13 protein-coding genes and 1 pseudogene are annotated in these 15306 nt (G+C 50.5%); 7 read left to right on the forward strand and 7 right to left on the reverse strand.

Features of this window, described 5'->3' with window-relative positions; genetic code table 11:
* The first annotated feature begins 364 nt into the window (after nt 1-364).
* Nucleotides 365-1435 carry an IS110 family RNA-guided transposase gene (locus tag ACYVJT_RS14355; protein ID WP_499418507.1) on the forward strand — a complete coding sequence of 357 codons (1071 nt, stop codon included), beginning with the start codon at nt 365-367 and terminating at the stop codon, nt 1433-1435.
* A gap of 327 nt (nt 1436-1762) precedes the next feature.
* Nucleotides 1763-2068: a hypothetical protein gene (locus ACYVJT_RS14360; RefSeq protein WP_343959999.1), complete on the forward strand. Its 306-nt coding sequence runs from the start codon at nt 1763-1765 to the stop codon at nt 2066-2068.
* A gap of 241 nt (nt 2069-2309) precedes the next feature.
* Here the strand turns inward: ACYVJT_RS14360 and ACYVJT_RS14365 are convergent, their stop codons facing one another.
* From ACYVJT_RS14365 to argH, 7 genes are all read right to left on the reverse strand, one after another.
* A complete protein-coding gene (locus ACYVJT_RS14365; RefSeq protein WP_343960001.1) occupies nt 2310-3695 on the reverse strand; it encodes an NAD-dependent succinate-semialdehyde dehydrogenase in 1386 nt (461 codons plus the stop codon).
* Nucleotides 3696-3998: 303 nt separating this feature from the next.
* Complete coding sequence (locus ACYVJT_RS14370; RefSeq protein WP_343960003.1) at nt 3999-5204, reverse strand: MFS transporter; 1206 nt, start codon at nt 5202-5204, stop codon at nt 3999-4001.
* Nucleotides 5205-5490: 286 nt separating this feature from the next.
* A complete protein-coding gene (locus ACYVJT_RS14375) occupies nt 5491-6897 on the reverse strand; it encodes an MmgE/PrpD family protein (RefSeq protein ID WP_343960006.1) in 1407 nt (468 codons plus the stop codon).
* A gap of 59 nt (nt 6898-6956) precedes the next feature.
* Entirely contained in the window at nt 6957-7799 is an 843-nt protein-coding gene (locus ACYVJT_RS14380; protein ID WP_343960008.1) for a transporter substrate-binding domain-containing protein, read from the reverse strand.
* A gap of 12 nt (nt 7800-7811) precedes the next feature.
* Nucleotides 7812-8579 (reverse strand): amino acid ABC transporter ATP-binding protein, encoded by a 768-nt coding sequence (locus ACYVJT_RS14385; protein WP_343960010.1) that lies wholly within the window; start codon nt 8577-8579, stop codon nt 7812-7814.
* A 23-nt stretch (nt 8580-8602) separates the two neighbouring features.
* A complete protein-coding gene (locus ACYVJT_RS14390; RefSeq protein ID WP_343960012.1) occupies nt 8603-9472 on the reverse strand; it encodes an amino acid ABC transporter permease in 870 nt (289 codons plus the stop codon).
* Nucleotides 9473-9483: 11 nt separating this feature from the next.
* Nucleotides 9484-11043 carry an argininosuccinate lyase gene (gene argH, locus ACYVJT_RS14395; RefSeq protein WP_343960014.1) on the reverse strand — a complete coding sequence of 520 codons (1560 nt, stop codon included), beginning with the start codon at nt 11041-11043 and terminating at the stop codon, nt 9484-9486.
* Between the two features lie 380 nt (nt 11044-11423).
* Between argH and ACYVJT_RS14400 the strand changes: the two genes are divergently transcribed.
* From ACYVJT_RS14400 to ACYVJT_RS14420, 5 genes and pseudogenes are all read left to right on the forward strand, one after another.
* Entirely contained in the window at nt 11424-12005 is a 582-nt protein-coding gene (locus ACYVJT_RS14400; protein WP_343960017.1) for a helix-turn-helix domain-containing protein, read from the forward strand.
* Between the two features lie 33 nt (nt 12006-12038).
* Nucleotides 12039-13028, forward strand: a complete 990-nt coding sequence (gene speB, locus ACYVJT_RS14405; RefSeq protein WP_343960020.1) for an agmatinase — start codon at nt 12039-12041, stop codon at nt 13026-13028.
* Between the two features lie 31 nt (nt 13029-13059).
* On the forward strand, nt 13060-14694 hold the full coding sequence (locus tag ACYVJT_RS14410; RefSeq protein ID WP_343960022.1) for a thiamine pyrophosphate-binding protein: 1635 nt from the start codon (nt 13060-13062) through the stop codon (nt 14692-14694).
* Nucleotides 14695-14889: 195 nt separating this feature from the next.
* Nucleotides 14890-15123 (forward strand): annotated as a pseudogene (locus tag ACYVJT_RS14415) (transposase); the annotation flags it as partial.
* Nucleotides 15124-15211: 88 nt separating this feature from the next.
* The coding region (locus ACYVJT_RS14420; protein ID WP_499418510.1) for a hypothetical protein at nt 15212-15306 on the forward strand (95 nt) is incomplete at its 3' end.

The following is a 15306-nucleotide window of genomic DNA, read 5'->3' on the forward strand; positions in this document are numbered from 1 at the left end:
CAAGCAGGATACGAGTCACGTCCGGTGGTAGCAACGGCCGACATCCATACTGCCAGCTAGTCCCAGACCAGCTACTACTAAGTCTCACAGGCAGGATTGGTACCGGCCGTTCCTCCTCATGAATGTGACTCATGAATATACTGACCCCTTGGGTGTCTTTAAGCCGACTTGTCCATTCATATGGGGTGGTCGGCCGGTACCTTTTCGGTCCACCTCGGTAGCTTGATCAGAAGATTGTCCACCGTAAACGACGGCGTGACTCATCACAGTATTGTTCCGATGTGATTTTGCATCCCGGACTGGTACCGGCCCATTGACGGCCGACTGTCCATGTCCATCACATTGGAAAGGCACAACGACCGCTATGTCTATTGTCGCTGATAATCATCCATTTGTCGTGGGTGTTGACACCCACGCCCGCAAACACGTCTACACGATCCTGACTGCCGCCACAGGAGTTGTGGTCGATACCAACGACTTTCCCACCACCACAGCTGGCATCAACCGCGCCATCAACTGGGTTGCTCGGCGCAGCGAGGGCGATGCCGACACGCTGTGGGTCATTGAAGGTGCTGCATCCTATGGTGCCATCCTGACCGGCACTGTGGCCTCGCACGGCTATCCGGTGGCCGAAGCACCACGGATGGATGCCAAGCAACGCTACGGTGTAGGCAAATCCGATCCTCTCGATGCTCACCGCATTGCTGCAGCAGCGCTGCCGCTGCCCGTGGAGAAACTGCGCCGGCCACGCCTCAACGACGGTGTTCGCCAAGCCATCCAGATCCTGGTGACTGCACGGCAATCCATGACCAAAGACCGCACCCGATCAGTCAACGCGCTGACCGCTTTGATTCGCAACAACGAGCTAGGTCTGGACGCTCGAGGTGGAGTGAGTCGAGCCCAAATTATTGAGATCTCAAAATGGCGGACACGCAACGAAGAACTGTCGTTATCGATCGCTCGGGCTGAAGCAGTCCGCCTGTCAAAACAGGTGCTAGAACTCGACCAGCAGCTGGCTGACAATGACCAACAACTTCAAGAACTGGTCAAGGTCAGCGAAGCTGCACCGCTGTTGCAAGAGAAGGGTTTTGCTGCCATTAGTGCTGCCAAGTGTTTGACCGCTTGGTCCCACCACGGCCGTGTGAGCACCGAGGAAGAATTTGCTTCATTAGCGGGAGTCAACCCCATTCCAGCATCGTCTGGGAACACGGTCAGACATCGGCTGAACCGCGGCGGAGACCGTGCTTTGAACAGCGCCCTCCATATGGTCGCGGTCAGTAAAATGGAACATGACGCTGAGACCCGAGCCTATGTTGAAAAACGCCAAGCAGAACACAAAACAAACCGAGAAATCCGACGCTGTCTGAAACGCTTCATCGCCCGCCGAGTTTTCAAAACCCTCAATGCCTCAGCAATAGCCATGCACGACGGTTGACAATCATAGAAGAGTCGGCTTGTTGAGAGCCATGGATTGGTGCCAACCAGGGCCGGTGATGGTCCCGATGAGAGCCAGTGATGGGGTGTACGAGAGCCACTGACGCTCACCACCCGAAATGAGTCGTGAAAATTTGCAGTATATCTGGGCATATTCTAGCTAAAAGTTTCTCCCAAGTCGTGTTGTGCACGGTCTGCGCCCATGATGGAGTTGAATCGGCGTGCACCCAGGACCCAGACTCTTTCGCCAATCCTTTTTGAAAGTTGATGCAACTCGCGGTGGAGACTGAGTCGTATCGACGCGCTAAAAATGTTAGTCCACTACCCCATGGCTCGCGTCGTCGGGCTCATTCAGCAGGAGACCGACCCGCTGTTCGAAGTCGTCGCCCATCGTCACGTACGGCTCAGTCACGTGGTTAATCACCATCACCTGGGAATATTCCGCTGGGTCACCATATTCAGTAACGGAGCACTGACCGCTACCGTCACCGACCGCCTCTTCCACCGGAAACACTACGTCAGTGGCCGAATGTTCAGCGCTCTGGTGGCCGACTTCTACCCGCCAAAACCGGAGTTAGAAGTGGCTCTGAACACTACCACCACTGGCTCCGAACAAACCCAGCGACTAAATTAGCCGGTGGCCCTACCTGGCACCATGAGTGGCCTCCAGTACTGCAAATATTCAAACACTGCCCACTCCACGTCAACCCCGAGGCACCGGTCGACACTAGCCACCCAGCCGCCCCCAGTGCACGGCAATGACTCGATGAGCCTATGAGATCAAATTAAATGTGGATCAGTAAAACAACCGCTAGTGAAACTCACAAATGTTTGTTGGGTTTCACTAGCGGTTGTTCACCGTCTCCAGGTAGTATTTATTTTTTGACGGTCATGAGACGTTTGTTAACGAATTCGTCCATGCCGACGGGGCCGAGCTCTCGGCCGTAGCCAGAGCGTTTCACGCCACCGAAGGGGACTTCTGCGGATTCTTCCGGTGAGGTGTTGGCCCCGACCATGCCGGCTTCGAGTTGTTCAGCAAAAATCTGGGCGCGTTCTTGGTCGGTTGCAAATACGGCAGAACCGAGACCGTACTGGGTGTCGTTGGCTAGCTGCAGGGCATCGTTGTCGGACTCTGCTTTGAAGATATTGATCACCGGGCCGAAGAACTCTTCGTAGTACACATCGGAACCCTGCGGGATATCGGTGATGACCGTTGGCTGCACAAAAAAGCCCGGCACCTCTTCGCGTTGACCACCGGTATGAATGGTTGCCCCAGCGTCTTTGGCCATCTCCAGCTGCTGCATCACGGTTTCAACTGCTTGCTCGGAGGACAGTGGTGAATACGCGCTATCTGCCTCGTCGGCTGGGTTGGCTGGCTTGAGCCCGGAAGCCAGGTACGTCATTTCTTTAACGAAATCGTCATAAATGTCGTCCATGACGATGATGCGCTTATTCGAGTTACATGCCTGACCGGTGTTTTCCATCCGCACGGCAAAGGCTTGCTCGGCAGCCGCTTTCACATCGTCGGTAGACAGAATGACATACGGATCAGAGCCGCCCAACTCTAAGACAGCCTTCTTAAGGTGTTTACCGGCTTGTTCGGCAATCGCAGCACCGGCGCGTTCAGAGCCAGTCAATGAGACACCCTGAACGAGTGGGTGGGCAATAAATGCCGAGATCTGCTCGTGGCTAGCAAAAATGTTCTGGTAAACACCTTCCGGGATGCCGGCGTCGTCCATCATACGCTGCATAGCCAGCGCCGATTGCGGGCAGGACTCGGCATGCTTTAGGACAATAGTGTTCCCCAGCACCAGGTTCGGTGCGACAAAACGTGCGATCTGATAATACGGGAAGTTCCACGGCATAATCCCCAACAGCGGACCCACCGGACGACGCTGAATGGAAGAGATCGTGTCATCGTCTTCGCTGACCTGCTGATCAGCCGCGAGATGTTCACCGTTATCCGCGTAGTATCGAAAGATCTCAGCAGAGAATTCGGTTTCCTCACGAGCTTCAGCAAGTGGTTTACCCATCTCTTGAGTCATGACCGCAGCGAGTTCTTCAACGTTTGTTTCAAACAGATCTGCCAGCTTGGCAACCTTTTCGGCACGCTCTGCAATGCTCAGTTTGCGCCAAACATCAAACGCGTCACGTGATGTCTTCGCAATGGTGTCAACATCATCGTCGGAGATACCAGGGTATTCCTTGAGAACTTCCCCAGTGGCTGGGTTAATAGTCTTGAACGTGGCGGAATGAGTCAACGTTCCTCCTAAGTTGTTTGTTAGTGGACTAGAAAATGTGATCCAGCACTCAGTTTAGTTGCTGTAAGCCCATCTCTAACTGGAATGAGCTGAATCAAACCCCATACAAAGGGCGTTGCTGCCCTGAGATAACTAGCTACATCAAGACGCTCGGGACAGGAGACGGTTCAACTCACTCCGTGATGGCGACCACCGGGGACCTGGGTGCCCGGCTAGGGAGATCAATAATAAACAAGATTTACAAAAAGAATGGCACATTTTAGCAACGCTATTGCCAGGTACCAAACCGCGAAATGTTTCTTTTTATCCTTTCTGTTGATTCCGAGCATGCGTCAACAAGTAAAGCACAATAGCAAAACAGATAGCAGATAAAATAGCTAAAAACATAAAAGACGAACCAAGATATTGATAAACTATACCGAATAAAACTGGACCAATAGACAAACCGAGGTCCATCATAATGTAGTAAGTTGATAGCGCACTCGTGAGCTGACGTACAGGCACGAGAGAGACGGTAATTGCTTGCATTATAGGAAAAAGCGAACCGAAACCGAGACCAGAGAAAATACCGGCAACAGGTATTATTTGAAGGTCCCCTAACGCTAAGATCAGAAGCGCAGCCGCAAATAGCAACAGCGCTGGGACAGCGGCAACATTATCACCAAATTTATCCTGTACCCAGCCAAAAATAACCCGAGAAGAAACGGCACCGATCGAATAGGCCACAAAATAAAATGCAACCATATTTTCTGCGCCCTCAGCAACGGATATTAACGGGAGGAAAGTGAGGATTCCGGAGTTTGATGCTCCAGCAATAAAAACAATGACTGAAACGGCAAGTACTTTTGGTTCATAAAAGTCTCGAAATCTCAGTGCCCTGAAAAAGGATGCTGCGGAAACAGCACGCTGCGATTTATTCGGGAAACGGATGTTTAACGCCGCTATAAGTGCAAGCAGCGTGAATACTGCACAAAAGATAAAAACAGCATCGTAGCTAACGGAGCGAATAAGATACAAGCTTATTATTGGTCCGACCGCGGGGAAAACCGCATAGGCCATCGAATAATAACCAGCCGCTCTAGCACGTTTCGCCTGCGGCACTCGTGAGAAAATATGCGTACTAAGTGCTGACGACGCAAACCCAAAACCGATGCCATGGAGCACACGTATTGACACAAAACTCCAGAGATCCTGCGTCAAAATATACAAAAGAGAGCATAGTATGTATATGCATAAGCAGACAACTAAAATCTTTTTGCCATTCACAGCTGCGAGCAGCTGCTGAGCAAATACTCTAGCCAATAGAGAACCTACAACGAATGCTGAAGATGCAAAACCTGCTGCAGCTTCACCCACATGAAACTCTTCTACAGCATATAGTGATACAGCTGAAACGAGTACATAAAATATACACGCGAGCACACTGTTCACGAGGAGAGCTAAAACAAATTCTGATGTAAAGAGTTTTTTTGGTAGCTCAGCATCGTCAGGCGAACGCGAATCCACCATATGCCTACTCTCCCCTTCTCGCAGCCGAACTTAGCTAGTCTGCTCTACTGAACGATTCAAACCTGTGGGATCTTTAGAAGCGCCTTCCTGGGCAGGGTTCTACTAGAATTCGTAGAACCCTTAGAGCTAAGTATTTGCTAATACTCCCTTGGCTTCAATTGCTCTCTAATTTTTGTAAAAATATTCCGAATGTCTCTGCCAAGTCGGCTCATGACTGCCTCAAAGAATCAGAACAAATTGAGCCAATTATATGCGGAATCAAATTCGTAAGTGTCGGGTCATAAACTTACTTGTCGACGTGTAGTAAAGAAAACGCCTCGTCTAGGAAGGTCATAGAGTCTTCAGGGTTAAGGATCAGGCTTGTTAGTTTGGCTACACGGTCTTCGTCATTAAGATAACTACCAATCCACGATAACTTCTGCAAGAGAAGTGGTTCAGCATCCTCTACAACTGAAGTATCATATTCAGTCGTAGTGTGCACCGTGTGCTGCTCACCATGAGAGTGAATGATGACGGTTCCGTGACCGCTTGGGTCTGTGTTTATCTGGTCAGGGACGACAGTTATCTGTCTAAGGATGTCTTTCATGACTTCTGGTTTTGTTTTAGGGTCCAAGTAATCCTGTAGTTCAGGCTGGCCTTTGAGGATAACCAGGGCAAGGGAATATGGCAGACTCAGTTGTCTTGCTGTTCGACTGCTCAGGGCGTCAAATACATTCGATCCGCACATCCGGCTAACAGATTCACTCACAAATACCTCTACTTTAGGCAGCCCGCCTTCGAAGATATCTGGTCGTTGCTTTCTGAACTTTTCAAGTGCTTCCAGAACCGGATGAACGCTCGCGCACGAAGAGTAGAGTTTAATTCTTGAATTTCTTGCTAACCAGTCCTCTCCAAGCTTTCGTGTGAGATGATGAGCATCATCTTGGGTGCCACTGTACATCTTGAGGAACCCGCCCCAGACGTCTCTAAAGACGTCCGCAGATCCCTCCACACCATGTTTTGCTAATAGTGCTGCTTCGACACCATTTTTCGACGCTAAACCAGCGTGCAGCGCCTTTGCATCCCCACCTCCCGAAGAATATGCCCAGGTTCCAGCCGCTTTAGATGTAGTCAGAGACAAAGCGCTTGCAATCTGCTTTTTGGGCAACCTCATGACGTGACTGGCTGCTGCTGCGGCACCAAAAGGACCACAGACTGCAGTCGAATGCCATCCTCTATCATTCAGCGCTTTGTAACCGCCTAAAGCAGTTTGCGTGCGTCGGGCGACCTCATACCCAACAACCACTGCTGCCACGAGGTCATTCAGACTCGGTAGTTCCTGGACCTGAGCAGCGACGGACATAACTGCTGGCACCACAACAGCACCTGAGTGGTCACACCCGTGCGAGTCATCTAGCTCCAGAACATGTGACCGAATAGCATTGTTAAAGGCACTTATTGCCGGATCAGCCCACCTGTCGGTTCCCCAAAGTGGACTACTAACGCCATTGAGCCGAGAGTTGTGAGTAGGAAATGTCTCTTGACACTTTATACTCAGATCTGTTTCAGCCCCAAGAAGAGCAACAGTCAATGTATCAACAATATGCAGATGAATCTTTCTTGATAAAGACGGTGGAATATTTTGAAAACTAACGTTCTCTATAAATTCCGCTAGCTCATTTAAGTGGTCCTGATTTACGGCTGACCCACTCATACAACTCTCTTCTCATTTCTAAAGTTATACACTCGTAGCGCTACGGATTTCTTGGCAATCTAGCGACTCTCGAGATTGATAGTAACTTCATCAACCAGCTCGTTGCTGAGACCCCAGTTTTCAGCGACTTCTTGGTAGGTTCCATCAGCGATGAGGTTCTCCAGGGCGTCAGCAAGACGGTTCGCTAGTTCTTCATCGTCCTTATCGACAAACATGCCGTAATAGGATGACGTAATCGGTTCACCAATTGGTTGTATTTCTTCATCCTGGGAGGACATGTATGAGATAGTTTCGCTGGTCTGCATTACCCCCTCTACTCGTCCTTGCTTTAGTTGTAATTGCGCATCCGGAGATCCGTCAGTATCTAAGACCGAGATCTCTTCGTCGCCGCAATTCTCATCGCTCCATTCCTTAATGTCCTCTGCATAGGTGGAGTTCCGACTGGCCGCCACGGATTTACCACAGAAGTCCTCAATCTCTTCGATTCCATGTTCTTCAGCTATCTCGGCTGTAGTAAAAAATTGAAAGCCAGTTTCAAGGAAATCGACAAAGGTGACGCTTTCTTGGCGCTCTTCATTGTCTAGCATCCCAGCCAGGACAAGGTCAGCACGGTCGGTCGTGACATCGGTTATGAATTGGCTGAATTCGCTTTCATTCCATTTGATTTCGACACCCATTTCATCGGCAAGTGCTTCGCCTAGGTCAACATTGAAACCAACGAGTTCACCATCTTCAATAAAACCCATCGGGGGAAACTGGGTCTCCGTCGAAACTGTCAGCTGCTCCCCTGAAGAGTCGTTGGCAGCCTCTCCTCCGTCAGCATCGTCCCCAGCCCCACAAGCTGACAGCAACATGAGACTCGTTACAGCACCTGCAAATAATGATAATGACCTGTACTTCATGTGTTCTCCTCCTTATAGCACCGCGTCAAGGAATTTCTTGAAACGAGGGTGATCTGAATTCATTGCTTCCGAGGTAGGCATTTCCAACTGCTTTTCCCCGTCTTCCATAAACACGATTCGGTCTGATACTTCTCGTGCAAAATTGATCTCATGCGTGACAACAACCATCGTCATACCCGAACGCGCGAGATTTTTCATTACCTTAAGGACTTCTCCAACCAACTCAGGGTCGAGAGCAGAGGTAGGCTCATCAAAGAGCATTAGTTTCGGATCCATACTCAGTGCCCTAGCGATTGCAACCCTTTGTTGCTGGCCACCCGACAGTGCACTTGGATATTTCTTCGCCTGATCCTCTAGCCCAACTTTGCTGAGCAAATCGATTGCTCGTTGGTAGGAGGCTTTTTTATCTCTCTTAAGTACTTGGACTGGCCCCTCCATGACGTTTTCCACCACGGTACGGTTAGTAAATAGGTTGAACCGCTGAAACACCATCCCCATTGCTGTCCGTTGGGAGGCAAGCTTCTTGCTCCCAAGCGGTATGAGTTTTCCGTGTTTGGGGGTATAGCCGATCAGTTCATTATCGACCCAAATGGCACCTTTTTCTGGACGCTCGAGAAGATTCAAGCATCTCAGCAATGTACTTTTTCCTGAGCCAGATGGACCCATGATACAAACGACTTCACCGGCCTCAATGTCTAAGGAGACGTTATTTAAGGCTTGGAAGTCGCCAAATGTTTTGGTGAGGTTATGGGCTTCTAAAACAGTTTTCGAGTTCTGCAAAATAAATTCTTTCTCAGATATTCCTACGCGTAGCCGCGTGAGAAGTATTTCTCAATACGCGATTGCACAGCTGTCAGAATCGTAATCACAATGAGGTACCAAAAAGCCGCGGCGAATAGAAGTTCCATGACTTGGCCATTGACGAAATATATGGTTTGCGCGTTGTACAGTAGCTCTGAAAACTGAATAGCACTTGCTAGGGACGTCAGTTTCACCATGGTGAGGAAATAATTTCCAACTGGCGGGATAATAACTCTCATCGCCTGTGGAAGGATAATCCGGGCCAGTTGTTGCGGATATGCCATACCGATAGTGGCAGCAGCTTCTATCTGGCCTTTATCAACGGAAAGAATCCCAGCTCTAACAACCTCAGCTGTATAGGCTGCTTGACAAAGTCCTAAGCCCAGAATAGTTGCTACAGCAGGAGTCATAAAACTCTGAGTTTCTACCGATAGCAGACCCGGAATCCCGATATTCGAAAAAACAAGCGCAAGATTATACCATATATACAGCTGTAGAAGTTGAGGAATGCCGCGAAAGATCCATATGTAGAAGGTGCTGATCCCTTGTAACACTTTATTATCAGCAATCTTCATAATCGCCAATATAGTGCCAAGACTAATCGTCAAGGCCATTGCCGCGATCGTCATCCAAACAGTATTCACCAAGCCGACGAGTATTTCACTGCTAAATATGTACTCACCAGTCGTGCTCCAGTTGACGTCTCCTTCGGCGAAAGAAACCACCAAGAACACTACCGAGAATATGGCGATTACAGCGGTGAGCCACTGCCCCCATGGAGGCTTGTAAGACTTCGGTAGCTCTGCTGTTTCCACCCTATTTTGAGAAGCAGCAGCGTGGCGTTTGTTGGTGCTCGATATTTGTGTATCCATCTACGGTGCCTCTAAGAATTCTGTGAAGGCGCGAGAGCTCGCCCCTTAAGAGGAGTAAGTGTTGCTGACGGGCTGTCAAGATAATCCCGGAGTGCCTCTGCCTGCTCTACAACACGGCTTGGTTTCGTGGAACCTTTTCCTGTCCTTTTATCGAGCGACTTCCTAACATCAAGAGCTTCAATGAGCTCCAGAGTAATTCTGCTGTCGACTTCAGAAAGATGTTCCGAGGTAAGTTCTGTCAACTCCAAAGCATGCTTATCGCAATAGCTGACTGTTTCACCAACAATCTCGTGTGCTTCGCGAAACGGTACGCCACTTAGAGCTAACATGTCCGCGATATCAGTAGCGAGAGAATGCGCCATAGTCGCCTGTTCTTTCATCACGTCTTCATTGATCTGCATAGTTCTAATCGAACCTGCCATTGCTGGCAATACCAGCTCTAGAGTATGAATCGCGTGAAGGAGCGCGCTTTTATCCTCGAACAGATCACGGTTATATGCAGTTGGCAAAGCCTTCTGCGTCGCCATAAAACCACTTAGAAGTCCCATGATGGTACCCGCCTTCCCCCTCGACAATTCAGCGATATCTGGATTCTTTTTCTGAGGCATAATCGAGCTACCTGTCGCATGACTATCGTGGAGTTCCACCCACCTTAAGTGGGGTGAGGCCCAATATATTTGTTCTTCTGCCAATCTAGAAATACTGATCATAAGCTGACTAGATGCAAATAAAAACTCAGCTACGTGGTCTCGACTAGCAACGGCATCGATGGAATTGTCATACGACCTCTCATATCCCAAATCTTGAGCGATCAGCTCGGGATTAGTAGCAATCGCTGAACCCGCCAAGGCAGCGGCTCCTAGTGGACTGGTCGCGTGCTCAATGTCCCAATTAACGAAACGCCGAATGTCTCTTTTAATCGCTTGAGCATGGGATAGAAGCTGGTGCCCGAATGTAATCGGTTGCGCTGCTTGTAAGTGCGTAAACCCGAGAGCATGCGATTCAGCATGCTGTTCCGCGTGCTGAATCAGCGATATTGCAAGATCCCTACAAAGCGGTATCAGACTCCGCACCTTCTGACGCATGAAGAGGCGAAGATCGTTCGCTGTTTGATCATTTCTCGACCTCCCAGCGCGGATTTTCCCACCGACTGTACCTACTCTTCGGATCAGTTCTTGCTCAAGAAAACCGTGAACATCCTCACTAGATTCATCTCGCTCCAGCGAGCCTGCCTGCCAATCTGACTCTATTTCATCCAGGGTTTTGATCAGTCTTTGGCATTCTTCTGAAGTCAGTAGATCTTGACGTTCAAGTTCTAGAGCATGGGCACGAGAGCCAGCAATATCTTGTGGCAGAAGTTCAAAGTAAAGGTCTGGGGACCTGGAAATTGCCGTTAAAGCGTCTGAGGGTTGTGCTGAAAAACGAGCACCCCACAGGGTCCCTTCCCGGGTCTCATGCTTTGATGACGTCATTTTTACCTCAGTCAATAGTTCGTGGATTAGAGCGATGTTATCTAGAAGAAAACTTAAGTTGTCCTTAACCATACATTTCATGCCAGTGATGTGCAACACATTGATTAAGGCTCTTCCAGGCCGCCCACCTTGTCGTGATAGCTTTACGAACCACGGCCCCCGCCGTCGGCAGAAAAGAGCGTGTGGGGCACTCGCCCCACCTGGCAAGCCCTCAGGCGATAGAATTCTTTACCGAAGTCCAGCTATCCGTCAAGCGTTGGCCCGAGTCAATCCACCCGCAACCCGCCTCGATATGACACGCAGACCTCACCCAGCTCCAGAATCAAAGACTGCCGTTTCAGTGTTGTGCCTCACATATTGTATGCTTATACTAAACAAAAGTTGACATGCACGAAACTGAGCTGAAAACAGAACTTATAATAATTTTCTGAGCAGATCATTGGAACAATCTTTATTAGCTCGGTCGAAGAGGTATTGATGTGAAATCCCTGCCGATAGAGCCGGTTCAAGAACCACAAGCACTCGGACGCCGCCTGCGCGCAATTAGAGAGCGAAGACGACTCACGATAGAGCAGGTGGCAAGCGCAGCTGGATTGTCCAAAGGCTTCCTCTCTCGTGTGGAACGAGATTTTACTAGCCCTTCAGTCTCCAGCCTCGTAACCATCTGCCAAGTACTAGGAACTTCGCCAGGTCAAATGCTTGAAACTCCTGAAGCGCAGCTCATTGCGTTGGATGATGCCCCTGCTGTGAGCCTCGGAGGTGAGGGGATATCCGAAAAACTTCTCACCCCGCCAACTCAACGTGCGGTGCAGATTATCCACGCAACTATTCAAGGCCGTGGCCGCGGTGAGGAAGAACTCTACACTGTGGACTGCATCATGGAGTCCATACACATTATCCAGGGAAAATTTGTACTAGTAACGTCTGCTAGGGAATTTCTCTTACAGGAAGGCGATACAGTCACGCTTCCAGGGTCAGAGCCTCATAGCTGGTACAACCCAACGGATAAGAACGCAAAAGTCCTGTGGATCCTAACAGGAGGTAGTCAAAACATAACATGAACCATTTAAGAACATTAGAAAAGGAAGATTAAAATGCTCGAAACGCCACGCGTTGTAGAAAATGGGAACATTGGACCAGTCAACTCCGCAAAGGTTCCACGCTATAGCGGCGAGCCGACGTTTGCTCTACTCCCACGGTTACGCGATTTAGAAACCGAGGGTCGCACTGCTGATATTAAAATTATTGGCGCACCTTTCGACACTGGCGTTTCGTACCGCCCCGGGGCCCGCTTCGGCCCTTCGCATGTTCGCCAGTCTTCCCGACTACTTCGACCATACAACCCTGGTACCTCTACTTCACCATTCGCCCAGGTTCAAGTTGCTGACGCCGGCGACATGGCTCTCAATCCCTTCAATATCAAAGAAGCCATCTCCTCAATAGAGGAAGATGCACTTGCTCTGACAGAAGATGGAGCCACGCTGCTGACCATTGGCGGAGACCACACCATAGCTCTGCCATTACTTCGAGCCGCATCAAAGCGCGCAGGTGAACCAGTAGCACTGCTGCATTTTGACGCCCATTTAGACACTTGGGACACGTATTTCGGAGCTGACTACACCCACGGAACACCGTTCCGTAGAGCAGCCGAAGAAGGCGTCATCAACTCTTCAGCATTATGCCACGTAGGTACCCGCGGACCGCTGTACGGCAAGAAAGACCTCGATGATGACGAAGCATTCGGCTTCGGCATTGTCTCCAGCGCGGACATCTTTCATAAGGGAGTTGGCGAAGTGGTGTCAATGTTGCGTGACCGCATCGGGAATAGTCCACTATACATTTCGTTAGATATCGATGTTTTGGACCCTGCCCATGCACCGGGAACTGGAACGCCAGAAGCCGGCGGCATGACCAGCCGCGAACTGCTCGAGATTTTCCGTGGTCTACGCGGCCTAAACCTGGTGGGCGCAGACGTCGTTGAAGTGCTACCTGGATACGACCATGCCGAACTTACCGGTATCGCAGCAGCCCACGCATCCTACGATTTGCTGAGTCTCATGGCAGATCTGCGCGCGAACGCCTAATACACACGATCCAATACAGTCTGGAGATATTATGAAAAACGGTGGCGACCTCGTCGTTGAGACCTTATCTGCTTTGGGTGCCACAACGGTATTTGGGATCCCGGGACAGCACGCGCTCGGATTGTTTGATGCACTCACGCGAAGCGATCTGACCTTCTTTTCCTCCCGTGTAGAGAATAACTCTGCTTTCGCAGCCGATGGATACGCACGAGCAACCGATCAGCCAGGGATACTCTTTGTCTCGACCGGCCCGGGGGCACTGACCGCACTGGCAGGAATCCAGGAAGCTTACGCTTCAGGAGTGCCCATGTTGATTATATCTTCGCAAATTCCCGAAACAGGCCTTGGAGGGCGCCGCAAAGGCCTATTGCACCAACTCGACGACCAAAAAACATCAGCCAGCAACGTGACGAAGTCACAGGAAACCATCCATAAAGCCTCCTCGATCCCATATGCGATTGAGGACGCTTGGAGAACCGCCCTGACTGCCCCCCAAGGGCCAGTATGGGTAGAAATACCAGAAGACGTGCTCCTCGATGAAACGTCACTCCCGACACCCGGAACTCTTCAAATAGAGGCTCCCCACCTCACGCCACATCCGGGATCTGTCGCTCGTGCAGCCGAGATGCTATCGCAAGCCGAGCGCCCGGCCATTATCGCTGGTGGGGGTGTGCGCCGTTCTGGCGACGTTGCCCAGAATAACTTGCAACAACTAGCTGAAATTCTGGATGCCCCAGTTATCTGTACCCCCGGCGGAAATTCGGCTTTGTCCTATGATCATCCACTATCGCTTGGTGGATGGATTGAGGATCGGTATGTAACTGAAGTTCTCGAAAACGCAGACGTTCTTCTAGCGGTTGGAACGTCTGTTGGGGAAGTGAGCTCAAATTATTTCACCATGCAACCCCGCGGCAGGTTCATCCAGATAGATGCTCATGTTCGGGTGTTGGAGTCGAATTATCCCGGCCTAGGGATCCGCGCAGATGCAAGTATAGCGTTGGGGGAACTCATCTCTACACTCGATAACGCCGAGACGATTGCCACTAGCAGCTGGGATGGGCAGACTTCAAGCCAACTGGTTGAAGCTGTTCGTCATCGCATTGAGCAGCGCTTGCAGGATCAAGATCTAAAGCATGAGATCGGTGTCATGGATGCCATTCGTGCAGCCGTCCCTGATGGTGCACTGACCTACTGGGATATGACCATTGCCGGCTACTGGGCCTGGAATGTATGGGACGCGCGCTCAGGCACTATGCACTCGGGCCAAGGCGCCGGAGGCATTGGGTACGGCTTTCCAAGTGCTTTTGGTGGCGCAATCGGTCTGGGTCAACGTGTACTTGCCGTTTCAGGCGACGGCTCCGCAATGTATTCCATCGCTGAGCTGGCCGCCGCGCGACAACATAACACTCCTGTGACTTGGCTGATTGTTGACGATGGAGGGTATGGGATCTTGCGCGAGTATATGCAAGACACCTTCGGTCAAGCTACCGCGACCGAACTTGCTCGACCAGATTTCGTTGCACTGTCCGAATCTTTCAGAATACCAGCTGTTATAACTGACGCAGCGGGCCTGGAAGATAGCCTGCGGCAAGCCTGGGACGCTGATGGACCAAACGTAGTGGTCTTGCAGACAACCTTAGGGATGTGGAAACCTACCCATAATTAGATCGTTAGTTAGATCGCAATAACGTCGCTTCACTGTTGCCCTAATCTAGGCCCATGCACGCTTCCTGTGTCCGCCCCCTACCAACATCTGCTCAGTCACATTCAAAGCCCTCCTTGACAAGTGCGTCAAAAGAGCGCTTTTGGGGTGTATCAAAGAATGTGGACAGGTTGCTGATTATCAGACAGGATCATATTTATGGCAACATCACCACGTCGGAAGTTCAGTGCGCAGTTCAAAGCTGAGGCTGTGCAGATGGTCGTGCAAAACGACCGGCCGATCGCGCAAGTGGCCAAAGAACTCCAGATCAATGAGGGCACTCTGGGCAATTGGGTGAAGCTGTATCGGGAACAAAACCCAGAGCCCGAACCGGAGCTGAAGCCCTCGGATCGGGTGCGGCTAGCGGAGTTAGAAGCTGAGGTTCGTGAGTTGCGGATGGAAAATGAGTTCCTAAAAAAAGCCGCTCTAGACTCAAACCGTCAGTGCAACACCCCTAGTCAACTTATGTTAGAGGTGGATTATGGCGAAAATAGGACGGCCTGGACTTCCGGAGACCCAACGCCGCCGAGTCTGGGAACTATGGAAACAAGGACATTCATTTACTGAGATTTCCGA

The sequence above is a fragment of the Yaniella soli genome, from assembly GCF_054782375.1.

Bases quoted from the DNA above. Each gene is read 5' to 3' on its own strand.
- ACYVJT_RS14380 (WP_343960008.1), bottom strand. From the start codon at position 7,799: ATGAAGTACAGGTCATTATCATTATTTGCAGGTGCTGTAACGAGTCTC.
- ACYVJT_RS14390 (WP_343960012.1), bottom strand. From the start codon at position 9,472: ATGGATACACAAATATCGAGCACCAACAAACGCCACGCTGCTGCTTCT.
- ACYVJT_RS14355 (WP_499418507.1), top strand. From the start codon at position 365: ATGTCTATTGTCGCTGATAATCATCCATTTGTCGTGGGTGTTGACACC.
- speB (WP_343960020.1), top strand. From the start codon at position 12,039: ATGCTCGAAACGCCACGCGTTGTAGAAAATGGGAACATTGGACCAGTC.
- ACYVJT_RS14360 (WP_343959999.1), top strand. From the start codon at position 1,763: ATGGCTCGCGTCGTCGGGCTCATTCAGCAGGAGACCGACCCGCTGTTC.
- ACYVJT_RS14370 (WP_343960003.1), bottom strand. From the start codon at position 5,204: ATGGTGGATTCGCGTTCGCCTGACGATGCTGAGCTACCAAAAAAACTC.
- ACYVJT_RS14410 (WP_343960022.1), top strand. From the start codon at position 13,060: ATGAAAAACGGTGGCGACCTCGTCGTTGAGACCTTATCTGCTTTGGGT.
- ACYVJT_RS14375 (WP_343960006.1), bottom strand. From the start codon at position 6,897: ATGAGTGGGTCAGCCGTAAATCAGGACCACTTAAATGAGCTAGCGGAA.